The 25,408-nt window shown below is 68.7% G+C and carries 20 protein-coding genes; 19 read left to right on the top strand and 1 reads right to left on the bottom strand.

All coding sequences use genetic code 11. From position 1 onward, the window contains the following. Positions 1-9 precede the first annotated feature (9 nt). The 8 genes from ACPPVT_RS19285 to ACPPVT_RS19250 all read left to right on the top strand — a co-directional run bounded on the left by ACPPVT_RS19285 (position 10) and on the right by ACPPVT_RS19250 (position 8,309). Positions 10-1,347, top strand: coding sequence for an MCE family protein (locus tag ACPPVT_RS19285; protein WP_426563129.1), 1,338 nt, complete (start codon positions 10-12; stop codon positions 1,345-1,347). Continuing rightward, positions 1,347-2,399, top strand: a complete 1,053-nt coding sequence (locus ACPPVT_RS19280; RefSeq protein WP_426563127.1) for an MCE family protein — start codon at positions 1,347-1,349, stop codon at positions 2,397-2,399. The genes ACPPVT_RS19285 and ACPPVT_RS19280 overlap by 1 nt, the downstream gene beginning before the upstream one ends. Beyond that, positions 2,399-3,379 (top strand): MCE family protein, encoded by a 981-nt coding sequence (locus tag ACPPVT_RS19275; RefSeq protein WP_426563125.1) that lies wholly within the window; start codon positions 2,399-2,401, stop codon positions 3,377-3,379. Before ACPPVT_RS19280 ends, ACPPVT_RS19275 begins: the two co-directional genes overlap by 1 nt. After that, on the top strand, positions 3,376-4,491 hold the full coding sequence (locus ACPPVT_RS19270; protein ID WP_426563123.1) for an MCE family protein: 1,116 nt from the start codon (positions 3,376-3,378) through the stop codon (positions 4,489-4,491). The genes ACPPVT_RS19275 and ACPPVT_RS19270 overlap by 4 nt, the downstream gene beginning before the upstream one ends. Beyond that, the gene (locus ACPPVT_RS19265; protein WP_426563121.1) at positions 4,488-5,864 is read left to right on the top strand and encodes an MCE family protein; all 1,377 of its coding nucleotides are present in this window, start codon (positions 4,488-4,490) and stop codon (positions 5,862-5,864) included. The genes ACPPVT_RS19270 and ACPPVT_RS19265 overlap by 4 nt, the downstream gene beginning before the upstream one ends. After that, positions 5,864-7,123 (top strand): MCE family protein, encoded by a 1,260-nt coding sequence (locus ACPPVT_RS19260; RefSeq protein WP_426563119.1) that lies wholly within the window; start codon positions 5,864-5,866, stop codon positions 7,121-7,123. The genes ACPPVT_RS19265 and ACPPVT_RS19260 overlap by 1 nt, the downstream gene beginning before the upstream one ends. After that, positions 7,120-7,608, top strand: coding sequence for a hypothetical protein (locus tag ACPPVT_RS19255; RefSeq protein WP_426563118.1), 489 nt, complete (start codon positions 7,120-7,122; stop codon positions 7,606-7,608). Before ACPPVT_RS19260 ends, ACPPVT_RS19255 begins: the two co-directional genes overlap by 4 nt. A 215-nt stretch (positions 7,609-7,823) precedes the next feature. Continuing rightward, on the top strand, positions 7,824-8,309 hold the full coding sequence (locus ACPPVT_RS19250; RefSeq protein ID WP_426563116.1) for a hypothetical protein: 486 nt from the start codon (positions 7,824-7,826) through the stop codon (positions 8,307-8,309). Here the strand turns inward: ACPPVT_RS19250 and ACPPVT_RS19245 are convergent. Continuing rightward, positions 8,296-9,765 carry a hypothetical protein gene (locus tag ACPPVT_RS19245; RefSeq protein ID WP_426563114.1) on the bottom strand — a complete coding sequence of 490 codons (1,470 nt, stop codon included), beginning with the start codon at positions 9,763-9,765 and terminating at the stop codon, positions 8,296-8,298. The genes ACPPVT_RS19250 and ACPPVT_RS19245 overlap by 14 nt on opposite strands. A 353-nt stretch (positions 9,766-10,118) precedes the next feature. Between ACPPVT_RS19245 and rpoB the strand changes: the two genes are divergently transcribed. The 11 genes from rpoB to rplB all read left to right on the top strand — a co-directional run bounded on the left by rpoB (position 10,119) and on the right by rplB (position 25,401). Further along, on the top strand, positions 10,119-13,595 hold the full coding sequence (gene rpoB, locus ACPPVT_RS19240; RefSeq protein WP_426563112.1) for a DNA-directed RNA polymerase subunit beta: 3,477 nt from the start codon (positions 10,119-10,121) through the stop codon (positions 13,593-13,595). Between the two features lie 66 nt (positions 13,596-13,661). Further along, entirely contained in the window at positions 13,662-17,534 is a 3,873-nt protein-coding gene (locus ACPPVT_RS19235; RefSeq protein ID WP_426563110.1) for a DNA-directed RNA polymerase subunit beta', read from the top strand. A gap of 300 nt (positions 17,535-17,834) precedes the next feature. Further along, positions 17,835-18,209 (top strand): 30S ribosomal protein S12, encoded by a 375-nt coding sequence (gene rpsL, locus ACPPVT_RS19230; RefSeq protein ID WP_056675708.1) that lies wholly within the window; start codon positions 17,835-17,837, stop codon positions 18,207-18,209. After that, positions 18,209-18,679, top strand: a complete 471-nt coding sequence (rpsG, locus tag ACPPVT_RS19225) for a 30S ribosomal protein S7 (protein WP_426563107.1) — start codon at positions 18,209-18,211, stop codon at positions 18,677-18,679. The genes rpsL and rpsG overlap by 1 nt, the downstream gene beginning before the upstream one ends. 67 nt (positions 18,680-18,746) lie before the next feature. Then, entirely contained in the window at positions 18,747-20,849 is a 2,103-nt protein-coding gene (gene fusA / locus ACPPVT_RS19220) for an elongation factor G (RefSeq protein WP_426563105.1), read from the top strand. Between the two features lie 105 nt (positions 20,850-20,954). Continuing rightward, positions 20,955-22,151 (top strand): elongation factor Tu, encoded by a 1,197-nt coding sequence (gene tuf, locus ACPPVT_RS19215; RefSeq protein ID WP_426563102.1) that lies wholly within the window; start codon positions 20,955-20,957, stop codon positions 22,149-22,151. Positions 22,152-22,544: 393 nt separating this feature from the next. Then, entirely contained in the window at positions 22,545-22,853 is a 309-nt protein-coding gene (gene rpsJ, locus ACPPVT_RS19210; protein ID WP_056675697.1) for a 30S ribosomal protein S10, read from the top strand. An 11-nt stretch (positions 22,854-22,864) separates the two neighbouring features. Beyond that, on the top strand, positions 22,865-23,521 hold the full coding sequence (rplC, locus tag ACPPVT_RS19205) for a 50S ribosomal protein L3 (RefSeq protein ID WP_426563100.1): 657 nt from the start codon (positions 22,865-22,867) through the stop codon (positions 23,519-23,521). Between the two features lie 4 nt (positions 23,522-23,525). Beyond that, complete coding sequence (rplD, locus tag ACPPVT_RS19200; protein WP_426563099.1) at positions 23,526-24,215, top strand: 50S ribosomal protein L4; 690 nt, start codon at positions 23,526-23,528, stop codon at positions 24,213-24,215. After that, positions 24,212-24,523 (top strand): 50S ribosomal protein L23, encoded by a 312-nt coding sequence (gene rplW / locus ACPPVT_RS19195; protein ID WP_426563097.1) that lies wholly within the window; start codon positions 24,212-24,214, stop codon positions 24,521-24,523. Before rplD ends, rplW begins: the two co-directional genes overlap by 4 nt. A 41-nt stretch (positions 24,524-24,564) precedes the next feature. Next, positions 24,565-25,401: a 50S ribosomal protein L2 gene (gene rplB, locus ACPPVT_RS19190; RefSeq protein WP_426563095.1), complete on the top strand. Its 837-nt coding sequence runs from the start codon at positions 24,565-24,567 to the stop codon at positions 25,399-25,401. Positions 25,402-25,408: the final 7 nt, after the last annotated feature.

The raw sequence follows: 25,408 nt of genomic DNA, 5'->3' as shown, positions 1-25,408 counted from the left end.
ACCGTGCACATGGCAGTCCGGCCCACCACGAGAGGATTCCTCTCGCGCTTCGCCACGCACCTGTACGGGGTGGCCTTCCTGCTGGTGCTCGTGCTGCTGCTCACCCTGTCGGTCGCGATGTACCAGAAGCGGTTCACCCCGGTCACCCTGGTGACGCTCCGGACGGACCACGTCGGCAACCAGCTGCAGACCACCTCGGACGTGAAGATCCGCGGGCTGGTGGTCGGCGAGGTGCGCAGCATCACGCACATCGGGGACGGCGCCCAGGTGCAGCTCGCACTCGCGCCGGACCAGGTCGGCGCCATCCCGGCCAACGTCAGCGCCCGGCTGCTGCCCAAGACCCTGTTCGGCGAGCGGTACGTCGACCTGGTGCCGCCCGCCGACCCGTCCCGCATCCCGCTGAAGGGCGGCGACGTGATCGGCCAGGACCGCACCTCGGTGGCCATCGAGCTCGAGCAGGTATTCGACAACCTGCTGCCCCTGCTGCGCACCGTCAAGCCCGGGCAGCTGGCCACCACGCTGAACGCGATGGCCACTGCGCTGGAGGGTCGCGGCCAGCAGCTCGGCGACAACCTGGTGCTGGCCGACCGGTACCTGACCGCGTTCAACCCGAACCTGCCCGCCCTGAAGCAGGACATCAGCGGCCTCGCCGACGTCGCCTCGATCTACGCGGACGCCGCACCGGACCTGCTCAAGATGGCCGGCAACCTGTCGGTGACCAGCCGGACGCTGGTCGAGAAGCAGAGCGCGCTGGCCGGTTTCCTCGCCGGCACAACGGGTTTCGCGAACACCACGACCGCCGTGCTGAACGAGGACGAGGACCGGATCATTCGGGTCGGGCGGGTCAACCGGCCCACTCTCGCTCTGCTGCAGCGCTACTCGCCGATCTACGCGTGCTTCGCCCAGGGCCTGACCGGCTGGCTGCCGCGGATCGACCAGGCCTTCGGGGACAGCTCGCTGCACATCACCCTCGAGGTCGTCCCGCAGCGCCGGGCGTACCAGCCCGGCGAGGAGCCGGAGTGGATCGCGAACCGCGCGCCGGACTGCAAGGGGCTGCCGGCCAAGACCGGCTCGCAGGCGCACCCGTACACCGGCGACTTCATCCCGGACGGCACCGGCAACAGCTACAACGCCTCCAGTGGCAGCGCGCTGCCGTCGTCCCTGACCGACGGCGGATCGTACACCGACCCGCAGAGCGGGGACGCCGGGACGCCGGGCGAGCAGGCGGTCACGGACGCGTTGTTCGCGCCGGCGATGGGAATGAGCCCGGACGCCATGCCGGACATCTCCAACCTGCTGCTCGGACCGATGGTCCGCGGCACCCAGGTCAGCCAGGGGGCCGCGTAGTGAGGACGACGGCCAGCCTGGTCAAGCTGGTGGTCTTCGCCGTCACGACGATCGCCGCGTTCGGCATGCTCGCACTGACCATCTCGCCCATCGCCGGCGGCAGCCGCACCGAGTACAAGGCGGTCCTGGCCGACGCGACCGGGCTGGCCAAGGGCGACGACGTGCGGATCGCCGGCGTCCAGGTCGGCCGGGTCAAGGACATCGGGCTGGCTGGACGCAGCCGCGCCCTGGTCACCCTGGACGTCGACGCGGACCACCGGCTGACCGACACCACGCAGGTGCTGGTCCGGTACCGCAACCTGATCGGGCAGCGGTACGTCGCGCTGGTGCAGGGGGCCGGCGCGGGGTCGCAGCTCGCAGCGGGCTCGACGATCCCGATCGAGCGGACCCAGCCGGCGCTGGACCTGACCGTGCTGTTCAACGGGTTCAAGCCGCTGTTCGCCGCGCTGTCCCCGCAGGACGTCAACCAGCTGTCCGGCGAGATCATCCAGGTGCTGCAGGGCGAGGGCGGCACGATCAACAGCCTGCTCGCGCACACAGCGTCGCTCACCTCGTCGGTCGCCGACCGCGACGCGGTGATCGGCCGGACCATCAGCAACCTCAACACGGTGCTGGGCACGGTGGACAGCCGCGACGACCAGCTGGACCAGCTGCTGGTCCAGCTGCAGCGGTTCGTCTCCGGCCTGTCCGCCGACCGGGTGGCGATCGGGAACTCGCTCACCTCGATCAACGGGCTGGCCGCCGACACCGCAGGCCTGCTCTCCCAGGCCCGGTCGCCGCTGAAGGCCGATATCGCGAACCTGGGCACGCTGTCCAGGACGCTGAATAAGCCGGCGAACACCAAGACCTTCGAGCACTTCATGGACACCTGGCCGGGCAAGGTGAACACGCTGACCCGCACCGCCACGTACGGCTCCTGGTTCAACTTCTACCTCTGCAAGTTCGACGGCTCGGTGGTGCTGCCGACCGGTGCGCTCGGCCTGACCAAGGACTCCCGGCTGCCGGTGAACGTGGCCGACAACAAGGCCGCGCGGTGCGGGGGTGTCGGCTGATGGCGATCCCGTTCCGCGAGCGCAACCCGGTGCCCATCGGGGCCGTCGGGCTACTGCTGATCGGTGCCCTGCTGATCGCCGCGTTCAACGTGCAGAAGCTGCCGCTGCTGGGCCGCGGAGACACCTACCGGGCCGCGTTCACCGAGGTGGGCGGGCTGAAGACCGGCGACGACGTGATGGTCGCCGGGGTCAAGGTCGGCAAGGTGAAGAAGATCGAGCTGGACGGCGCCCAGGTGCTGATCTCGTTCAAGGTCACCGAGCCCGCGCACTTCGGCACCCGCACCGGTGCGGCGGTGAAGCTGAAGACCCTGCTCGGCCAGAAGTACCTCGCGCTCGACCCGCAGGGTCCGGGCCAGCTCAAGACGGGCTCGCTCATCCCGACCAGCCGGACGGTACCCAGCTACGACGTGATCGACGCGTTCAGCGACCTGACCACCACGACCGAGGCGATCGACGTCCCGCAGCTGTCGAAGTCGCTGGACGTGCTGGCCACCGAGTTCAAGGACAGCCCGCCGCAGGTCAAGGCCTCGCTCGAGGGGCTGACCCGGCTGTCCCGGACGATCTCCTCGCGCGACCAGCAGCTCGCCGAGCTGCTCGCCCACGCCAAGGACGTCTCCGGGACGGTGGCGGCCCGCAACGGCGAGGTGCAGTCGCTGATCAAGGACGGCGACCTGCTGCTGGTCGAGCTGCAGAAGCGGCGGGCGGCCATCCACACGCTGCTCACCAACACCGCCGCGCTCGCGGCGCAGATCACCGGTCTGGTCCGCGACAACCGGGCCCAGCTCAAGCCGGCGCTGACCGAGCTGCAGGGCGTGCTGGCGACCCTGCGCAAGCACCAGGACGACCTGGACGCGGGGATCAAGGCCATGGCGCCGTTCACCCGGGTCTTCGCCAACACCCTCGGCAACGGCCGGTGGTTCGACACCTACATCCCGAACCTGGTGCCCATCGGCGGGACGATCCCCGGAGGTGCCCGGTGAAGCTCCAGAAGGTCGATCTGCCGCGGCTCGACCTGCGCGGCGTCCTGGTCGGCGTCCTGGCGGTCGGCGTGCTCGCCGCAGCGGCCTTCGCGTTCTGGCCGGGGACGCCGGACCGGACCGTCACGGCGCACTTCACCCGCGCCGTCGGCCTCTACCAGGGCAGCCAGGTCCGGGTGCTCGGGGTGCCGGTCGGCACCGTGCAGAGCGTCACGCCGCAGGGCGAGCAGGTCGCGGTGGTGCTCAAGGTCAACGGCGACGTCAAGGTGCCTGCTGACGCGCAGGCCGCGATCCTGTCGCCGTCCCTGGTCAGCGACCGGTACGTCCAGCTGCTGCCGGCCTATACCGGCGGCGCGCGGATGGCGGACCACGCGGACATTCCGCTGGACCGCACGGCCGTGCCGGTCGAGCTGGATCGGGTTACCCAGAGCCTGGACGACCTGAGCAAGGCGCTCGGCCCGCGGGGGGCGAACTCCACCGGCTCGCTGTCCCGGCTGCTGACCACCAGCGCCGCCAACCTGGGCGGTGAGGGGGACAAGGCGAACGAGGCCGTGCACCAGCTCTCGCTCGCGCTCGGCACCGTGTCCGGCAGCCGCGAGGACCTGTTCACCACCGTGAAGAACCTGCAGACCTTCACCTCCACGCTGGCCGCGAACGACCCGCAGGTGCGCCGGCTCAACACTGACCTGGCCTCGGTCGCCGACCAGCTGAACGGCGAGAAGGACGACCTCGGCCTGGCGTTGAAGAACCTCGCCGTGGCGCTGAACGAGGTGTCCACGTTCGTCGCCGACAACCGCTCGGTGCTCAAGACGGACGTGGCCGACCTGACCTCGGTCACCGGAACCATCGCCGCCGACCGCAACCAGCTCGCCGAGCTGCTGGACAACGCCCCGGTCGCGCTGTCCAACCTGCAGAACGCCTACAACCCGGCGTCCGGCACGCTCGACGTCCGGGACAACACCGACCAGCTGAACCACCCCGACGAGCTGATCTGCGGGCTGATCAACCAGCAGGTCAGCAAGGCCACGGCTTGCCAGCAGGCGCTCAGCCCGCTGCTGTCCCCGCTGATCGGGCTGGATCCCACCCTCGGCGGCATCCTCGGGAGTGCGCGATGAGCGCCCGGGTGCGGCGCGCCGTCCTGGCCGCGGCGGCGGCGGTGCTTGCCGTCGCGCTAGCCGGTTGCCAGGGCGCCTACGACGTCGCGCTGCCCGGCGGGGTGGCCAGCCGCGGCGACATCTACCGGGTCACCGTTCAGTTCGCCGACGTCCTCGACCTGGTGCCGCAGTCCTCGGTGAAGGTCGGCGACGTCACCGTGGGCTCGGTCGAGAAGATCTCGCTGGACGGCTGGACGGCGCGGGTCACGGTGCGGCTCAAGGACTCCGTGCAGCTGCCGGACAACGCGACCGCCGAGCTCAAGCAGACCAGCTTGCTCGGCGAGAAGTACGTCTCGCTGGCCGCACCGAGCGACGCGGCGGCGGTCGGTCGGCTGGCCGACGGCGACGTGATCCCGTTGTCCCGCAGCGGTCGCAACCCCGAGGTCGAGGAGGTCCTCGGTGCGATGTCGCTGCTGCTCAACGGCGGCGGGGTCGCGCAGCTGAAGATCATCGAGACCGAGCTGAACAAGGCGCTGACCGGCAACGAGTCCTCGGTGCGCGACCTGCTCACCAAGCTGGACACCCTGGTCGGCTCGCTGGACTCCCAGAAGGGCGAGATCAACCGGGCCATCGACCAGATCGACCGGCTCGCCGCCCGGCTGGCCGCTCAGCGCGACGACCTCGCGACCGCGCTCGACCAGCTGCCCGGCGGCCTGAAGGTCCTCGCCGACCAGCGCCAGCAGCTCACCACCCTGCTCACCTCGCTGGACCGGCTCGGCGACGTCGGCTCGCGGGTGATCCAGGCGTCCAAGAACGACACGGTCGCCAACCTGACCGCGCTCAAGCCGGTGCTGAAGTCGCTGAACGACGCCGGCGACGACCTGCCCGAGTCGCTCCAGCTGCTGCTGACCTACCCCTTCCCCGACGCGGCCGTGAACGGCATCAAGGGCGACTACACCAACCTGTGGATCACCGCCGACCTGGACGCCCGCTCGCTGCTGGACGTCGGCACCGGCCCGAGCGGTCCGCTGCCCGGCGTCCCGGGGCTCGGCAGCATCCCCCAGCTGCCCGACGTGAAGTCCATCCCGTGCACCATCCTCGGCCAGGTCGTGCAGTTCCCCGGCGCGAAGTGCCCGGCGGCGATCGCCCCCGGCGACCTGACCGTGCAGTGCCGCAACGACACCATCAGGGCGCTGGTGCTGCCGTTCCGCGGAGTGTCCTGCCCGGCCGGCTGGACCAAGGTGTCGGCCCAGCCCACCCCGGCACCCAGCGGCGGCGGCGGACTCTGCCTGCCCGGCGTGCTGTGCCTGGGCGCGGCCGAGGGCGCGCCGGGGACGTCCGGCCAGGAGTACAGCCCCAACCTGGCCGGCCTGCTGATGGGGGGCGTGAGCTGATGGTCACCCGAGGAGTACGGATCCAGCTGGTCGCCTTCCTGGCGCTCGCGCTGGTCGCCGTCAGCGTGCTCTCCGCCCGCTACGTCGGGCTGTTCGACAAGGTCGCCGGGGGCTCCTACGTGGTCACGGCCGACTTCGCGGACTCCGGCGGCATCTTCACCGGCGCCGAGGTCACGTACCGCGGCGTGACGGTCGGCAGGGTCGACCGGCTGCGGCTGACCGACGGCGGCGTCCTGGTCGACCTGCGGATGCACCGCGGCTCGCAGGTGCCGCGGGACACGCTGGCGGTGGTGGAAAACCGTTCGGCAGTAGGCGAGCAGTACGTCGACCTGCAGCCGCGCACGGACTCGCGTCCCTACCTGACCGGGGGTGCGCGCATCGACCGGTCCGACACCCGCACCCCGACCCGGGTGGACACCGTGCTGCTGGACGTCGACCGGCTGGTCCGGTCGGTGCCCAAGGACGACCTGAGCACCACGGTCGACGAGCTCGGCAAGACGTTCGCGGACGGCGGCACCGACCTGCAGCGGCTGATCGACTCCGGCGACGCGCTCACCCGATCGGCGTCCGAGGCGCTGCCGGAGACCACCAAGCTGATCCAGGACGGGCACACCGTGCTGGATTCCCAGAAGGCGTCCGGGTCCGACATCCGCTCGTTCGCCGCCGACCTGGACGACCTGTCCGGCCAGTTGCGGGCCAGCGACACCGACCTGCGCACCGTGCTGGACCGCGGAGTGATCGCCAGCCAGCAGGTCAACGCGCTGCTCACCGAGAACCGCTCGAACCTCGGGGCGCTGCTGACCAACCTGGTCACCGTCGGGCAGGTCACGGTGACCCGCACGGCGGGCATCCGGCAGATGTTCATCACCTACCCGGACGTCGTCCGTGGCGGATACACCGTCCTCCCCGGTGACGGCACCGCACACTTCGGGCTGCAGCTGAACGTCAGCAACCCGCCGTCCTGCACCAAGGGCTACGGGGACACCAAGCGGACCGATCCGCAGCAGACCACCGGGATGCCGCCGCTGAACACCGGCGTGCGCTGCGCCGAGCCGCGCGGCTCGGCGACCTCGGTGCGCGGCGCGCAGAACGCCCCGCAGCCGGGGACGCCCTCGTCGTCCGGCTCGGCGTCGTCCGTGCCCTTCGACCCGACCGACCAGATCGGCACGGCGGGGTACGACGCCCCGACCGTGGTCACCTCTGTCCCGCCGCAGGGCGCCGACTCGTTCACCTGGATGCTGATCGGAGACCAGTCATGACACGCAGGACGCGCAACCTGCTCGCGGTGGGGATGGCCTTGCTGGTGCTGGCCGCGGTGGTGGTCGGCGGTTTCGCCGGACGCCGGGTGCTGGACGCGCGCCGCGACGCGGCGGCCGGGGACGACGCGGTCGCCGCAGCCAGCCAGCTGGGGGTCAACTTCACGACGCTCGACTACCAGACTTTCGACCGGGACTCGAGCCGGGTGCTCGCCGGTTCGACGGGGGAGTTCAAGAAGGAGTTCACCGCCCAGTCCGCCGAGCTGCGCAAGCTGGTCACGGCGAACAAGGCGGTCAGCAAGGGCAAGGTGCTCTCGGCCGGGCTGGTCTCCCGCGACGCGGACAGCGCCCGGGTGCTGCTCGTGGTGGACGCCGACGTGACCAACTCCTCCGCCGCCACCGCGGTGCCGCGGCACTACCGGATCCAGGTCGACCTGAGCCGCGCCGGTTCGCGCTGGCTCGCCAACCAGCTGCAGTTCGTGGGCTGAAGGAGGAAACCGAGATGACCGACGTCCGACGAGCTGAAGGTCCTGTGATGCGCGGAGCACGTCCCTCGCCGTCCCGCCGCCGGGTCGCCGGCGAGCGCTCCCGCCCGCAACCCACCCCCACCCCCACCCACACCCCCACCCCCACCCCCACTCGTGATGAGTTGCGGGGGTCTCCGGGGCCCGTGAGGCCCCGACAAGGCGTCACAAGTTGGGGGGTGCGGACGGCGTCCGGCTGGCTGCTCGCAGCGTTGGCCGTGCTTCTGCTGCTCGCGGTCGCCGGGGCGGGCGCGTTCGTGCTGCTTGACCGTCGGGCCGAGGCCGCCGACCAGGCTCGTGGGCAGGCCGTTCGGGCCGCCTCGTCGGCTGCGACCAGGATCCTCAGCTACGACTACCGGCACCTGGACGCCGACTTCGCGGCCGGCAAGGCGCTGACCACCGGGGCCTTCGCCGACCAGTACGCGCGGACCACCGGGGACGCGGTGAAGTCGTTGGCCACCCAGACGAAGGCCACCGTGGTGGCCCAGGTCGCCGCGACCGGCGTCCAGCGCGCCTCGGCGCACCAGTTCGTCGTGCTGCTGTTCGTCAACCAGACGACGACCTCGAACCGGCTCGAGCGCCCTCAGGTCGACCAGAACCGGGTCGAGATGACGATGGTCGAGCGGGACGGTCGCTGGCTGGTCTCGCAGGTCAGGGGCCTGTAGCGCGCGGGTCCGGCCACGGCGCCGGCACGAAGGTCCCGCTCAGGCTCGGCACCTTGCTGGCTGCCGCCGTGACCTCCTGGTCGGTCGGTCGGGTGTGCGTCGCAGCCCACGAGCTGAGCAGGGCGACCGTGGCTGTCACCTGGCCGGCGGTGAGGTTGCAGTGGCCCGCTCCGCCGTCCTTCGGCGGCGGGTCGTACTTGGCCGGCGGGACCGAGTACAGCTGCAGCAGCAGATTCTGGCTGCCTGCGCGCTGGGCACGCTGGGCGAACAGCTGCTCGTGCTGAACGATGGCGACCGGGTCCTTGGCCGTGTGCAGCGTGGTTGTCGGGACGGACAGCGCAGCGGTCGGCTCGCCCATGGTGCGGCCCGCTGCGGCTCTGGCCCGCTTGTCGGCGGAGACCCGCTGACCAGCGGCGAGCTTCGCGAGCAGCCGGTCGGTGGTGCCGGGGCCACCGGTCTCGTCGACGAACGTCCGCTCGGCCGGACTGATCCGTGTCGCGTAGTCGACCCCGGCGTTGCCGGAGACGCTTGCGCCGGCGCGCCGCTCGATGTCGTAACGCACGTCGGTGTCAACGCTCATCTGGTGCAACGCATCCTCCACCGCGACCCCAGCCCGCAGGACCGAGTCGGACCCGTCGGAGAAGAAGGACTGGTCCGGAGCGTCGATGAGTGCAGATATCAGGTAGAGCTTGGCTGGTCCGGCGGTGTCCCCGGCTGCTACCTCGTTCCCCGCTGCTTCCAGCGCCTTGCGCGCGGACTCCCAGGCGTGCACCGCAGCCTTGTGGCTGGTGAACCCGGCGATCTGCAGCTTGGGCGCCAGCAGCGTCCGGACGGCGTAGGCGACGTCCAGGCTCAGGTCCAGCGTCTCGTTGGTGCCGGCCAGCGGGCCGCACATCGGGGCAGCCGCAGTGACCCACGCCAGCTTCTTCTCCGCCAGCCCCTCGGTGATCACGGCGCCCATCGAGTTGCCCCAGACGATCACCTGCCGGGGCTTGGCGACCTTGGCGGCGAAGTAGGCGTACAGCTCTTCGTCGGCCTTGACGCCCTCGGGCACCGCCCAGCCGAGCCGGCTGAACGACGACCCGGCCAGCGCGTAACCCTCGGCGAGCATCTCGTGGGCTATGTCGTCGTCCGGGGACGACTCGGCCGCCAGGGTCGGGGTGGCGAAGTCGGGTGCGATCGGGGCGGCCTCGACGTACCCGTGCGAGTACAGCAGCAGCGTCCCGTTCCACCTGGCCGGCAGCTGGATCTCGTACTTCGCGCCGTTGATGCTGCCGGTGCACCTGGCCTGCCCGCACGGGACGAAGGAGACCGGCGCGGGGGTCGCGGTGGCCTTGCCGGACTTCGTCGGGTCGCTCGACTGGTCGGCCGCGTCGGTACAGGCGACCAGGAGGGCCAGGGTGGCGGCGCCTGCCACGGCGACGAGCAGGTGCTTCGCGAGCGCGCTACGCGGCACGGGGCTCAGTGTGACCCTGCCGACCGGCTCTGTCGATGGGTCCGGACGGCACGCTCGAGGGCACCTCGCCACGCCGTTTCTCAGGCTGGGATCTTGACGTCAGCGCCTATCAGGGCCATCCTCGTGGCGCAGCGCACCGTTGTCGTCACCGCGGCGGCCCCGGGCTAGTCCCGTGCGGGCCGCGAGTGACCTTGACAGGGGCGTTTCGCAGCGTGCCCTGTGTCGTGTATGCTTGCGCTTTGCGCTGCCTGTATCTCTACCCGTCGACGGGGTGAGCACATACGTGCTCTTCCCAGCGCCGGGTCGATCGGCGTGCGTACTTACCGCATCAAAGGCCCGTGGAAGGACCCTCCTTGGCTGCCTCGCGCACCGCACCCGCGAAGTCCACCGCTCTTACGGCCTCAGGCCGTGTCAGTTTCGGCAAGATTCATGAACCGCTTGAGGTTCCCGACCTCCTCGCTCTGCAGACCGACAGCTTCGACTGGCTCCTCGGCAACGAGCGCTGGCAGGCCCGGGTGCTGGCCAGCTCCGGCGACAGCCACATCCACGAGAAGTCCGGTCTGGAGGAGATCTTCGAGGAGATCTCCCCGATCGAGGACTTCTCGGGGTCGATGTCCCTGTCGTTCCGGGACCACCGGTTCGAGCCCGCCAAGTACTCGATCGACGAGTGCAAGGAGCGGGACATGACGTACGCCGCCCCGCTGTTCGTCACCGCCGAGTTCATGAACACGAACACCGGTGAGATCAAGAGCCAGACGGTCTTCATGGGCGACTTCCCGCTGATGACCGAGCGCGGCACCTTCGTCGTCAACGGCACCGAGCGCGTCGTCGTCTCCCAGCTCGTCCGCTCGCCGGGCGTGTACTTCGAGCGCACTGCCGACAAGACCTCCGACAAGGACGTCTACACCGCGAAGGTCATCCCCTCGCGCGGCGCCTGGCTCGAGTTCGAGATCGACAAGCGCGACATGGTCGGTGTCCGCATCGACCGCAAGCGCAAGCAGTCCGTCACGGTGCTGCTCAAGGCGCTGGGCTGGACCGAGGCCCGGATCCGCGAGGAGTTCGGCGAGTTCGAGTCGATGATCCAGACCCTGGAGAAGGACCACACCACGGGTCAGGACGACGCGCTCCTGGACATCTACCGCAAGCTGCGTCCGGGTGAGCCGCCGACCCGCGAGGCCGCGCAGACGCTGCTGGAGAACCTCTACTTCAACGCCAAGCGCTACGACCTGGCCCGGGTGGGCCGCTACAAGGTCAACAAGAAGCTCGGCGTCGACAAGGAGCCGTCGGCCAGCGTGCTGGACGTCGACGACGTCGTGGCGACGATCAGGTTCCTGGTGACCCTGCACGCCGGTGGTTCGACCATGCCGGGCGTCAAGAACGGCGAGCAGGTCGACCTGCGCGTCGAGGTGGACGACATCGACCACTTCGGCAACCGTCGTCTGCGCACGGTCGGCGAGCTGATCCAGAACCAGGTCCGCACCGGTCTGTCCCGCATGGAGCGCGTCGTTCGCGAGCGCATGACCACGCAGGACGTCGAGGCCATCACGCCGCAGACGCTGATCAACATCCGGCCGGTCGTCGCCTCCATCAAGGAGTTCTTCGGCACCAGCCAGCTGTCGCAGTTCATGGACCAGACCAACCCGATCGCCGGCCTGACGCACAAGCGTCGCCTGTCGGCGCTGGGCCCGGGTGGTCTGTCTCGTGACCGTGCCGGCTTCGAGGTCCGCGACGTCCACCCGTCGCACTACGGCCGGATGTGCCCGATCGAGACGCCGGAAGGCCCGAACATCGGCCTGATCGGCTCACTGTCGACCTACGCGCGGATCAACGCGTTCGGCTTCGTGGAGACCCCGTACCGCAAGGTCACCAAGGGCAAGGTCAGCGACGAGGTCGACTACCTGACCGCCGACGAGGAGGACGAGTTCGTCATCGCCCAGGCCAATGCGCCGCTGGACGACTCGAGCAAGTTCTCCGAGAAGATGGTCACCGTCCGCCGCAAGGGTGGCGAGGTCGAGCTCGTCGCGGCCGAGGACGTGGACTACATGGACGTCGCTGCACGCCAGATGGTGTCGGCCGCGACCGCGATGATCCCGTTCCTCGAGCACGACGACGTGAACCGCGCCCTGATGGGCTCGAACATGCAGCGTCAGGCGGTGCCGCTGGTCAAGGCCGAGGCGCCGCTGGTCGGTACCGGCATGGAGCACCGCGCTGCACTCGACTCGGGCGACGTCGTCCGGGCCGAGAAGGCCGGTGTCGTGCAGGAGGTCTCCGCGGACGTCGTGACCGTGGCCAACGACGACGCGACCTACACCACCTACCGGGTGGCCAAGTTCCGTCGCTCGAACCAGGGCACCTCGTACAACCAGCGCGCTGCAGTCGACGAGGGCGCTCGCGTCGAGGCCGGCCAGCTGCTGGCCGACGGTCCGTCCACCGACGGTGGCGAGATGGCGCTGGGTCGCAACCTGCTCGTGGCGTTCATGCCGTGGGAGGGTCACAACTACGAGGACGCGATCATCCTCAGCCAGCGCGTCGTGCAGGACGACCTGCTCTCCTCGATCCACATCGAGGAGCACGAGGTCGACGCGCGCGACACCAAGCTCGGCCCGGAGGAGATCACCCGGGACATCCCCAACGTCTCCGAGGAGGTCCTCGCGGACCTCGACGAGCGCGGGATCATCCGGATCGGCGCGGAGGTCCGCGACGGCGACCTGCTGGTCGGCAAGGTCACGCCCAAGGGCGAGACCGAGCTGACGCCGGAGGAGCGCCTGCTGCGCGCCATCTTCGGTGAGAAGGCGCGCGAGGTGCGCGACACCTCGCTGAAGGTGCCGCACGGTGAGACCGGCACGGTCATCGGCGTCAAGGTCTTCGACCGCGACGAGGGCGACGAGCTGCCGCCGGGCGTGAACCAGCTGGTCCGCGTCTACGTGGCCAACAAGCGCAAGATCACCGACGGCGACAAGCTCGCCGGCCGGCACGGCAACAAGGGCGTCATCTCCAAGATCCTGCCGATCGAGGACATGCCGTTCCTGTCCGACGGCACCCCGGTCGACGTGGTGCTCAACCCGCTCGGTGTGCCGAGCCGGATGAACGTCGGCCAGGTGCTCGAGACGCACCTGGGCTGGGTCGCCTCGCGCGGCTGGAAGGTCGAGGGCTCCCCGGAGTGGGCCAAGGACATGAAGGCCGACGCGCTGGAGGCCCCTGCGGGCACCCGTGTGGCGTCCCCGGTGTTCGACGGTGCCCGCGAGGACGAGATCACCGGGCTGCTCGACAGCACCCTGCTGACCCGCGACGGCAACCGTCTCATCGACGGCACCGGCAAGGGCCTGCTGTACGACGGCCGCACCGGCGACCCGTTCCCGGAGCCGGTCTCGGTCGGCTACATGTACATCCTGAAGCTGCACCACCTGGTCGACGACAAGATCCACGCTCGCTCGACCGGCCCCTACTCGATGATCACGCAGCAGCCCCTGGGCGGAAAGGCCCAGTTCGGCGGCCAGCGGTTCGGCGAGATGGAGGTGTGGGCGCTGGAGGCGTACGGCGCGGCCTACACGCTGCAGGAGCTGCTGACGATCAAGTCCGACGACATCCAGGGCCGGGTGAAGGTCTACGAGGCCATCGTCAAGGGCGAGAACATCCCTGACTCGGGCATCCCGGAGTCGTTCAAGGTGCTGCTGAAAGAGATGCAGTCGCTGTGCCTGAACGTCGAGGTGCTCAGCAGCGACGGGACGTCCATCGAGATGCGCGACGCGGACGAGGACGTCTTCCGCGCCGCAGAAGAGCTGGGTATCGACCTGTCCAGGCGCGAGCCGAGCAGCGTCGAGGAGGTCTGACGGAGCAGCTAGCCGTCAACCGACCGTCAGACCCGATCGACCGAGAAGACTGAGAGAAGGACACACGTGCTGGACGTCAACTTCTTTGACGAGCTGCGCATCGGCCTTGCGACCGCGGACGAGATCCGCCAGTGGTCGTACGGCGAGGTGAAGAAGCCGGAGACCATCAACTACCGCACCCTCAAGCCGGAGAAGGACGGGCTCTTCTGCGAGAAGATCTTCGGTCCCACCCGGGACTGGGAGTGCTACTGCGGCAAGTACAAGCGAGTGCGCTTCAAGGGCATCATCTGCGAGCGCTGCGGCGTCGAGGTCACTCGCGCCAAGGTGCGTCGTGAGCGGATGGGCCACGTGGAGCTCGCTGCTCCCGTGACGCATATCTGGTACTTCAAGGGTGTGCCCAGCCGTCTGGGCTACCTGCTCGACCTGGCCCCGAAGGACCTCGAGAAGGTCATCTACTTCGCGGCCTACATGATCACGTCCGTCGACGACGAGGCGCGTCATCGCGACCTGTCCTCGCTCGAGGCGCAGATCGAGGTCGAGAAGAAGGAGGTCGAGAACCGTCGCGACTCCGACGTCGACACCCGTGCCAAGAAGCTCGAGGGCGACCTGGCCCAGCTGGAGTCCGAGGGCGCCAAGGCCGACGCCCGCCGCAAGGTGCGCGAGTCGGCCGAGCGCGAGATGAACCAGATCCGCAAGCGGGCCGACCTCGAGCTCGAGCGCCTCGCGGCGGTCTGGGACCGCTTCCGCAACCTCAAGGTCCAGGACCTCGAGGGCGACGAGGGTCTCTACCGCGAGATGCGGGACCGCTTCGGTCTGTACTTCGAGGGCGGCATGGGGGCCGCGGCGATCCAGAAGCGTCTGGAGAGCTTCGACCTGAACGCCGAGGCAGCGTCGTTGCGCGAGACCATCGCCACCGGCCGCGGCCAGAAGAAGACCCGCGCGCTCAAGCGGCTCAAGGTCGTCTCGGCGTTCCTGACCACCCGCAACTCGCCGATGGGCATGGTGCTGGACTGCGTCCCGGTCATCCCGCCGGACCTGCGCCCGATGGTGCAGCTCGACGGTGGCCGGTTCGCGACGTCCGACCTGAACGACCTGTACCGCCGGGTGATCAACCGGAACAACCGCCTCAAGCGGCTGCTCGACCTCGGCGCCCCCGAGATCATCGTCAACAACGAGAAGCGGATGCTCCAGGAGGCCGTCGACGCACTGTTCGACAACGGTCGCCGTGGTCGTCCGGTCACCGGCCCGGGGAACCGGCCGCTGAAGTCGCTGTCCGACATGCTCAAGGGCAAGCAGGGTCGCTTCCGCCAGAACCTGCTCGGCAAGCGCGTCGACTACTCCGGCCGTTCGGTCATCGTGGTCGGCCCGCAGCTGAAGCTGCACCAGTGCGGTCTGCCCAAGCAGATGGCGCTCGAGCTCTTCAAGCCGTTCGTCATGAAGCGGCTGGTCGACCTCAACCACGCGCAGAACATCAAGTCCGCCAAGCGCATGGTCGAGCGTGGCCGCGCCGTGGTCTGGGACGTGCTGGAAGAGGTCATCACCGAGCACCCGGTGCTGCTGAACCGCGCACCGACGCTGCACCGCCTCGGCATCCAGGCCTTCGAGCCGCAGCTGGTCGAGGGCAAGGCCATCCAGATCCACCCGCTCGTCTGCTCGGCGTTCAACGCCGACTTCGACGGCGACCAGATGGCTGTGCACCTGCCGCTGTCGGTCGAGGCCCAGGCCGAGGCCCGCGTGCTGATGCTGTCCAGCAACAACATCCTCAAGCCGGCCGACGGCCGTCCGGTGACCATGCCCACCCAGGACATGATCATCGGCCTGTTCCACCTCACCTCGTTGACCGAGGAGCCGGTGGGCGAGGGTCGGGTGTTCTCCTCGCTGGCCGAGGCGATCATGGCGTACGACGCGCGTGACCTCTCGCTCGGCGCGACCGTGAAGCTGCGCCTGGACGACGTCGTCCCGGACCTCGACACCGAGCTGCCCGAGGGCTGGGTGCAGGGCGACCAGCTGCTGGTGCAGACGACCCTGGGCCGCGCGATGTTCAACGAGACCCTTCCGGTCGACTACCCGTTCGTGAACGAGCCGGTCGACAAGAAGCGCCTCTCCGCGATCGTCAACGACCTCGCCGAGCGCTACCCCAAGGTCGAGGTCGCCGCCTCGCTCGACGCGCTCAAGGAGGCCGGCTTCCACTGGGGTACCCGCTCGGGCACCACGGTGGCGATCTCGGACGTCGTGACCCCGCCGAGGAAGAAGCAGATCCTCGAGACCTACGAGGAGAAGGCCGCCAAGGTCCAGGGCCAGTACGAGCGTGGTCTGATCACCGACGACGAGCGCCGTCAGGAGCTCATCGAGATCTGGACCCAGGCCACCAACGAGATCGCGAAGGAGATGGAGGCCAACCTCCCGGCGTCCAACTCCGTCTACCGGATGGTCAACTCCGGTGCTCGTGGTAACTGGATGCAGGTCCGTCAGATCGCCGGTATGCGTGGTCTGGTCGCCAACCCGAAGGGCGAGATCATCCCGCGCCCGGTGAAGGCGAACTTCCGCGAGGGCTTCTCCGTCCTGGAGTACTTCATCTCCAGCCACGGTGCCCGCAAGGGTCTGGCCGACACGGCACTGCGTACTGCTGACTCGGGTTACCTGACCCGTCGTCTGGTGGACGTCTCGCAGGACGTCATCGTCCGAGAGGACGACTGCGGCACCGAGCGTGGCTTCGTCCTGCCGATCGCGGTCGAGGGCTCGGACGGACAGCTGCGCAAGCACGACGACGTCGAGACCTCGGTCTACGCCCGCAGCCTGGCTGCGGACGTCGCGGTGGACGGCAAGGTCGTCCTCGTGGCCGGCACGGACCTGGGTGACGTCTCGATCGACCTGCTGATCGGTCACGGCGTGCGCGAGGTCAAGGTCCGCTCGGTCCTGACCTGCGAGTCCAAGGTCGGTACCTGCGCGCAGTGCTACGGCCGCTCGCTGGCCGCCGGCAAGCTCGTGGACATCGGTGAGGCGGTCGGCATCATCGCCGCCCAGTCCATCGGTGAGCCGGGCACGCAGCTGACGATGCGCACGTTCCACACCGGTGGCGTCGCGGGTGATGACATCACCCACGGTCTGCCGCGTGTGGTCGAGCTCTTCGAGGCCCGCACCCCCAAGGGGGTGGCCCCGATCGCTGAGGCCACCGGCCGCATCGCGATCGAGGACACCGACAAGACGCGTCGGATCGTGCTCACCCCGGACGACGGTTCCGAGGAGCACGCGTACCCGGTCTCGCGCCGTTCGCGTCTGCTGGTCGCCGACGGCGACCACGTCGAGGTCGGCCACAAGATGGTGCAGGGCGCCATCGACCCGAAGCAGGTCCTGCGCATCCTCGGTCCGCGCGCGGTGCAGACGCACCTCGTGGACGAGGTGCAGGAGGTCTACCGCAGCCAGGGCGTGTCGATCCACGACAAGCACATCGAGGTCATCGTCCGGCAGATGCTGCGCCGGGTGACGATCATCGAGTCCGGTGACGCGGACCTGCTGCCCGGCGAGCTGGCCGAGCGCACCCGCTTCGAGTCGGAGAACCGCCGAGTGGTCGCCGAGGGCGGCTCCCCGGCGTCCGGTCGACCCGAGCTCATGGGCATCACGAAGGCCTCCCTGGCGACGGAGTCGTGGCTTTCCGCGGCTTCGTTCCAGGAGACCACCCGGGTGCTCACCGATGCCGCGATCAACGGGCGCAGCGATCCGCTGCTGGGCCTGAAGGAGAACGTCATCATCGGCAAGCTGATCCCGGCCGGTACGGGCCTGCCCCGCTACCGCAACGTCCGGGTGGAGCCCACCGAGGAGGCGCGGTCCCTCATGTACGCCATGCCTGGCTACGAGGACATCGACTACGCACCCTTCGGTGCTGGCTCCGGCCAGGCCGTGCCGCTGGAGGACCTCGACTTCGGGGACCTGCGCGGCTGATCGACTGCTGGACAGGCGGTCCCGCCCTTCGCGGGGTGGGACCGCCGACGTCCGGACTCGCCTCGTTTTGACCAGGCTGAGCACGGGCGGGTAAAGTTGTGCTCCGTGCCTGGGGAGACCCGGGCGTGCGCGCCCGCCGACGCTCTCAGGCTGTCGGGTGCGGCGCGAGCAGCGGGGCAAAGAACCGCGCGGCGGCATCGTCCGACACTCCCGACCTCGGGGGTCGTGGGCGGAGCCCTGGAGCGCACCACGTACACGAACCATCACTGACAGCATGACCGCGCAAGAGACGGAGACAGGGTGCCCACGATCCAGCAGCTGGTCCGAAAGGGTCGGCAGGACAAGGTCACGAAGACCAAGACCCCCGCACTCAAGGGGAGCCCGCAGCGGCGGGGCGTGTGCACGCGCGTCTACACGACGACCCCCAAGAAGCCGAACTCGGCGCTGCGCAAGGTGGCTCGCGTCCGCCTGACCAGCGGCATCGAGGTCACGGCGTACATCCCGGGTGTGGGTCACAACCTGCAGGAGCACTCGATCGTGCTCGTGCGTGGCGGCCGTGTGAAGGACCTCCCGGGCGTCCGGTACAAGATCGTCCGCGGCTCGCTCGACACCCAGGGTGTGCGCGGCCGCAAGCAGGCTCGCAGCCGCTACGGCGCCAAGAAGGAGAAGAGCTAATGCCCCGCAAGGGTCCCGCCCCGAAGCGGCCGCTGGTCGTCGACCCGGTGTACAACTCGCCGCTGGTCACCCAGCTGGTCAACAAGATCCTGCTCGACGGCAAGAAGTCCGTTGCCGAGCGGATCGTCTACGGCGCCCTCGAGGGCGCCCAGGAGAAGACCGGCACCGACCCGGTGGTGACGCTGAAGCGTGCCCTGGACAACGTCAAGCCGGCGATCGAGGTCAAGAGCCGTCGCGTCGGTGGCGCCACCTACCAGGTGCCGATCGAGGTCAAGGCGAACCGCTCCACGACCCTCGCGCTGCGCTGGCTGGTCAACTACTCGCGCGACCGTCGTGAGAAGACCATGACCGAGCGCCTGATGAACGAGATCCTGGACGCGAGCAACGGCCTCGGTGCCGCTGTGAAGCGCCGCGAGGACACCCACAAGATGGCCGAGTCGAACAAGGCCTTCGCGCACTACCGCTGGTGATGACGGGGGGCCGGACCGGCCCCCACCCCACCGCCAGGACACACACGACGTAGACGGGCAGGAAACCGTGGCACAGGACGTGCTGACCGACCTCACGAAGGTCCGCAACATCGGCATCATGGCGCACATCGACGCCGGCAAGACCACCACCACCGAGCGGGTCCTCTTCTACACGGGGATCAACTACAAGATCGGTGAGGTGCACGACGGCGCCGCCACGATGGACTGGATGGAGCAGGAGCAGGAGCGCGGCATCACGATCACGTCCGCCGCGACGACCTGCTTCTGGGAGGGCACCCAGTTCAACATCATCGACACCCCGGGCCACGTCGACTTCACCGTTGAGGTGGAGCGCTCGCTGCGCGTGCTCGACGGTGCCGTTGCGGTGTTCGACGGCAAGGAGGGTGTCGAGCCGCAGTCCGAGACGGTGTGGCGCCAGGCCGACAAGTACAACGTCCCGCGGATCTGCTTCGTCAACAAGATGGACAAGCTCGGTGCGGACTTCTACTTCACCGTGCAGACGATCATCGACCGGCTCGGCGCCAAGCCGCTGCCGGTCCAGCTGCCGATCGGCTCCGAGAGCGACTTCGTCGGCGTTATCGACCTGATGTACATGCGCGCCCTGACCTGGCGCGGTGACACAGGCAAGGGCGAGGCCTACACGATCGAGGAGATCCCGGCCGACATGGCCGAGAAGGCCGCGGAGTACCGGCACACCCTGGTCGAGACGCTGGCCGAGAGCGACGAGCACCTGCTCGAGAAGTACCTCAGCGGCGACGAGCTCACCCCCGAGGAGCTCAAGGGCGCGCTGCGCAAGCTGACCGTCACCGGCGACATCTACCCGGTGCTGTGCGGCTCCGCGTTCAAGAACAAGGGCGTCCAGCCCATGCTCGACGCGGTCGTGGACTACCTCCCCTCGCCGCTGGACGTCCCGCCGATGATCGGTCACGACGTGCGCGACGAGGAGAAGGAGATCATCCGCAAGCCGGACTCCTCCGAGCCCTTCTCGGCGCTGGCCTTCAAGGTCGCCTCGCACCCGTTCTTCGGCAAGCTCACCTACGTGCGCGTGTACTCCGGTCACGTCGCGTCGGGCTCCGGGGTCATCAACTCGACCAAGGGCCGCAAGGAGCGCATCGGCAAGCTGTTCCAGATGCACTCCAACAAGGAGAACCCGGTCGAGGACGCCACCGCGGGCCACATCTACGCGATGATCGGCCTGAAGGACACCACCACCGGCGACACCCTGTGCGACCCGACCAACCAGGTCGTGCTCGAATCCATGACGTTCCCGGACCCGGTCATCTCGGTGGCCATCGAGCCCAAGACCAAGGGCGACCAGGAGAAGCTCGGCACCGCGATCCAGAAGCTCGCGGAAGAGGACCCGACCTTCCAGGTGCAGCAGGACGAAGAGACCGGCCAGACCATCATCAAGGGCATGGGCGAGCTCCACCTCGACATCCTCGTCGACCGCATGCGTCGCGAGTTCAAGGTCGAGGCGAACGTCGGCAAGCCGCAGGTCGCTTACCGCGAGACGATCCGTCGTTCGGTGCTGAAGTTCGACTACACCCACAAGAAGCAGACCGGTGGGTCGGGCCAGTACGCGAAGGTCCAGCTGAACTTCGAGCCGCTGGAGTCCGAGGACGGCGCGATGTACGAGTTCGTGAACAAGGTCACAGGTGGCCGCGTTCCGCGCGAGTACATCCCCAGCGTCGACCACGGCATCCAGGACGCCATGCAGCTCGGTGTGCTTGCCGGCTACCCGCTGGTCGGGCTGAAGGCGACGCTGCTGGACGGCGCGGCGCACGACGTCGACTCCTCGGAGATGGCGTTCAAGATCGCCGGCTCGATGGCGCTCAAGGAGGCCGTCCGCAAGGCCGACCCCGTGCTGCTCGAGCCGGTCATGGCCGTCGAGGTCCGTACGCCCGAGGACTACATGGGCGACGTCATCGGCGACCTGAACTCCCGTCGTGGCCAGATCCAGTCGATGGAGGACGCCAGCGGCGCCAAGGTCGTCCGGGCTCTCGTGCCGCTGTCGGAGATGTTCGGCTACGTTGGCGACTTGCGGTCCAAGACCCAGGGCCGTGCCAACTACAGCATGCAGTTCGACTCCTACGCTGAGGTTCCTCGGAACGTCTCGGAAGAGATCATCAAGAAGGCCCGGGGCGAGTGACCCGGCTTCGGCCGGCCAGCTCGTTCCACCAGCTCCAGACAACACAGACCAGCCGCATCACCCAGAACCGCGGCAACAAACACCCAGTCCTGAGGAGGACCCACAGTGGGTAAGGCGAAGTTCGAGCGGACTAAGCCGCACGTCAACATCGGCACCATCGGTCACATCGACCACGGTAAGACGACGCTGACGGCCGCGATCACCAAGGTGCTGCACGACAAGTACCCGAACCTCAACGAGGCGTCTGCGTTCGACCAGATCGACAAGGCGCCCGAAGAGAAGCAGCGCGGCATCACGATCTCGATCGCGCACGTCGAGTACCAGACCGAGGCTCGCCACTACGCGCACGTCGACTGCCCCGGGCACGCCGACTACATCAAGAACATGATCACCGGTGCGGCTCAGATGGACGGCGCGATCCTCGTGGTCGCCGCCACCGACGGCCCCATGCCGCAGACGAAGGAGCACGTCCTCCTGGCCCGCCAGGTCGGCGTCCCCTACATCGTCGTGGCGCTCAACAAGGCCGACATGGTCGACGACGAGGAGATCCTCGAGCTCGTCGAGATGGAGGTCCGCGAGCTGCTGTCCTCCTACGAGTTCCCGGGCGACGACCTGCCGGTCGTGCGCGTCTCGGCGCTGAAGGCGCTTGAGGGCGACGCCGAGTGGGGCGAGAAGCTCATGGACCTGATGAACGCGGTCGACGAGTCGATCCCGCAGCCGGTCCGCGACACCGAGAAGCCGTTCCTCATGCCCGTCGAGGACGTCTTCACGATCACCGGCCGCGGCACCGTCGTGACCGGTCGTATCGAGCGCGGCATCCTCAAGGTCAACGAGGAGGTCGAGATCGTCGGCATCCACACCGGCCCGGCGGCCAAGACGACCGTCACCGGTATCGAGATGTTCCGCAAGCTGCTCGACGAGGGCCAGGCCGGTGAGAACGTCGGCCTGCTGCTTCGCGGCATCAAGCGCGAGGACGTCGAGCGCGGCCAGGTCGTCTGCAAGCCGGGTTCGATCACCCCGCACACGCAGTTCGACGCCAACGTCTACATCCTGTCCAAGGACGAGGGTGGCCGGCACACGCCGTTCTACGGCAACTACCGCCCCCAGTTCTACTTCCGGACGACGGACGTGACCGGCGTGGTGACCCTCCCCGAGGGCACCGAGATGGTCATGCCTGGTGACAACACCGAGATGACGGTGGACCTCATCCAGCCGATCGCGATGGACGAGGGCATGGGCTTCACCATCCGCGAGGGTGGCCGCACCGTCGGTGCGGGCCGCGTCACCAAGATCCTCGCCTGATCCAAAGCACCACCGGCCACGGGGCTCGGGCGCTACGCCCGGGCCCCGCGGCACGGCCGGAGCCCTGCTGCCCGGCAGCCGCCTCGAGCGGATTCGCCAAGGCACGGGTGCCTCTGGCACAATAGACAAGTTGCTCGACGCGCCCCGGTGCGGCTGACCACCACGAGTTGGTGGGCGGCTCTCGGCGCTCCGCCTCACGGCGGGGAAAGCGTGTCGACGTCCGGCCCTGGCCGGTGACCAAGAAGACCCGACGAGGACCAGCATCGCAGATGCGCAGCCTCGGCGCGTGGCGCAAGCGCGACACGCCCGACCTCGGGGGTCGGACAGGTCGCCACCCGGAGCGGCTACCGCCGAACCGGGACACCGAGCAGCGAGAGAGAGTTAACCGAAGCGATGGCGGGACAGAAGATCCGCATCCGGCTGAAGTCCTACGACCACGAGGTCATCGACAGCTCGGCGCGCAAGATCGTCGACACGGTGACGCGCGCTGGTGCGACGGTCGTTGGTCCGGTGCCGCTGCCGACGGAGAAGAACGTCTACTGCGTCATCCGTTCGCCGCACAAGTACAAGGACAGCCGCGAGCACTTCGAGATGCGCACGCACAAGCGCCTCATCGACATCATCGATCCCACGCCGAAGGCCGTCGACTCGCTCATGCGTCTCGACCTGCCGGCTGACGTGAACATCGAGATCAAGCTCTAAGGGACCCTTCAATGACCAAGCAGATTCAGGGCGTCCTGGGTGAGAAGCTCGGCATGACCCAGGTCTGGGACGAGAACGGCCGGCTGGTTCCGGTCACCGTCGTCCAGGCCGGGCCGTGCGTCGTCACCCAGGTCCGTACCTCCGACAGCGACGGCTACGACGCCGTCCAGATCGCGTACGGCGCGATCGACCCTCGCAAGGTGAACCAGCCGATGGCCGGTCACTTCGCGAAGGCCGGTGTCACTCCGCGTCGCCACCTGGTCGAGCTGCGTACCACCGATGCCGGTGAGTACGCCCTCGGGCAGGAGCTCACCGTCGAGGTGTTCGAGGCCGGCCAGAAGGTCGACGTCGTGGGCACCACGAAGGGCAAGGGCACGGCCGGTGTCATGAAGCGTCACGGCTTCCACGGCGTCGGCGCCTCCCACGGTGCGCACCGCAACCACCGCAAGCCCGGTTCCATCGGCGGGGCCTCGACGCCCGGCCGCGTGTTCAAGGGCCTGAAGATGGCCGGTCGTATGGGCCACGTGCGCATGACCACCCAGAACCTGACCTTGCACGCCATCGACGCCGACAAGGGTCTGCTGCTCATCAAGGGCGCCGTTCCCGGCCCCAAGGGTGGCGTGGTGCTGGTCAAGACCGCCGCGAAGCTCACTGTGAAGGGGGCCTGACGCCATGACGACGATCGACGTCCTCTCCCCGGCCGGCACGACGGCCGGCACGGTCGAGCTGCCCGCCGAGATCTTCGACGTGCAGACGAACGTGCCACTGATCCACCAGGTCGTGGTGGCCCAGCAGGCCGCGGCCCGCCAGGGCACCGCCTCGACCAAGACCCGCGGCGAGGTCCGCGGTGGTGGTCGCAAGCCGTACCGGCAGAAGGGCACCGGCCGCGCCCGTCAGGGCTCGACCCGCGCGCCGCAGTTCGCCGGTGGTGGCGTGGTGCACGGCCCTCAGCCGCGTGACTACAGCCAGCGCACCCCGAAGAAGATGAAGGCCGCCGCCCTGCGTGGCGCCCTGTCCGACCGGGCCCGCAACGGCCGGGTGCACGTGCTCTCCTCGCTGGTCGAGGGTGACGCACCGTCCACCAAGGCCGCTGTGGCCGCACTGGCCGCCGTGTCTGACCGCAAGCACCTGCTCGTGGTCGTCGAGCGCGCCGACGTGACCGGCTGGAAGAGCCTGTCCAACGTCGACCGCGTGCACGTGATCGTGCCCGACCAGCTCAACACCTACGACGTGCTGTGCTCCGACGACGTGGTCTTCACCTCGGGTGCGTTCGACGCGTTCGTGGCCGGGCCGGTCAAGGGCAAGAGCGCCAAGGCCGTGGCCACCGAGTCCGAGGCCGCCGACGAGGAGGCTGCGAAGTGAGCACCGAGAGCGCCCTGCAGAAGAACCCGCGGGACATCCTGCTCGCCCCCGTGGTCTCCGAGAAGAGCTACGGCCTGCTGGACGATGGTGCCTACACCTTCGTCGTGGACCCGCGCGCCAACAAGACCGAGATCAAGATCGCGGTCGAGCAGGTGTTCGGCGTCAAGGTGAAGTCGGTCAACACGCTGAACCGCAAGGGCAAGACCCGTCGCACGCGGTTCGGCATGGGCAAGCGCAAGGACACCAAGCGGGCGATCGTGACCCTGAGCGAGGGGTCCATCGACATCTTCGGGGGTCCGGTCTCCTGACCGGGCTGCCGACGAGAGAACTTCGAAGAGGACTTTGAGCTATGGGTATCCGTAAGTACAAGCCGACAACGCCGGGCCGTCGCGGCTCCAGCGTCGCCGACTTCGTCGAGATCACGCGCTCGCAGCCGGAGAAGTCGCTGGTTCGCCCGCTCAGCAAGAGCGGCGGTCGCAACAACTCCGGTCGTGTGACCACCCGTCACATCGGTGGCGGTCACAAGCGCGCCTACCGCGTGATCGACTTCCGTCGTCACGACAAGGACGGCGTGCCGGCGAAGGTCGCGCACATCGAGTACGACCCGAACCGCACCTCGCGGATCGCACTGCTGCACTACGCGGACGGCGAGAAGCGCTACATCCTCGCGCCGGCCAAGCTGAAGCAGGGCGACCTGATCGAGAACGGTCCGTCCGCCGACATCAAGCCCGGCAACAACCTGCCGATGCGCAACATCCCGGTCGGTACGGTCATCCACGCCATCGAGCTTCGGCCCGGCGGCGGCGCGAAGATCGCCCGCTCGGCCGGTGCGAGCGTTCAGCTCGTCGCCAAGGACGGCCCCTACGCGCAGCTGCGCATGCCGTCCGGCGAGATCCGCAACGTCGACCTGCGCTGCCGTGCCTCGATCGGCGAGGTCGGCAACGCCGAGCAGTCGAACATCAACTGGGGCAAGGCCGGCCGCATGAGGTGGAAGGGCAAGCGCCCGACCGTCCGTGGTGTCGCGATGAACCCGATCGACCACCCGCACGGTGGTGGTGAGGGCAAGACCTCTGGTGGCCGCCACCCGGTGAGCCCGTGGGGTCAGCCCGAGGGCCGCACCCGTCGTCCCAACAAGGACAGCGACAAGATGATCGTCCGTCGCCGTCGTACCGGCAAGAAGCGCTGAGGAGCCC

Origin of the sequence: Angustibacter sp. McL0619 (assembly GCF_049994355.1) — a bacterium.
In the GTDB taxonomy this organism is placed as follows: Bacteria; Actinomycetota; Actinomycetes; order Actinomycetales; family Angustibacteraceae; genus Angustibacter.
This window is presented reverse-complemented; position numbering and strand designations above follow the sequence as displayed.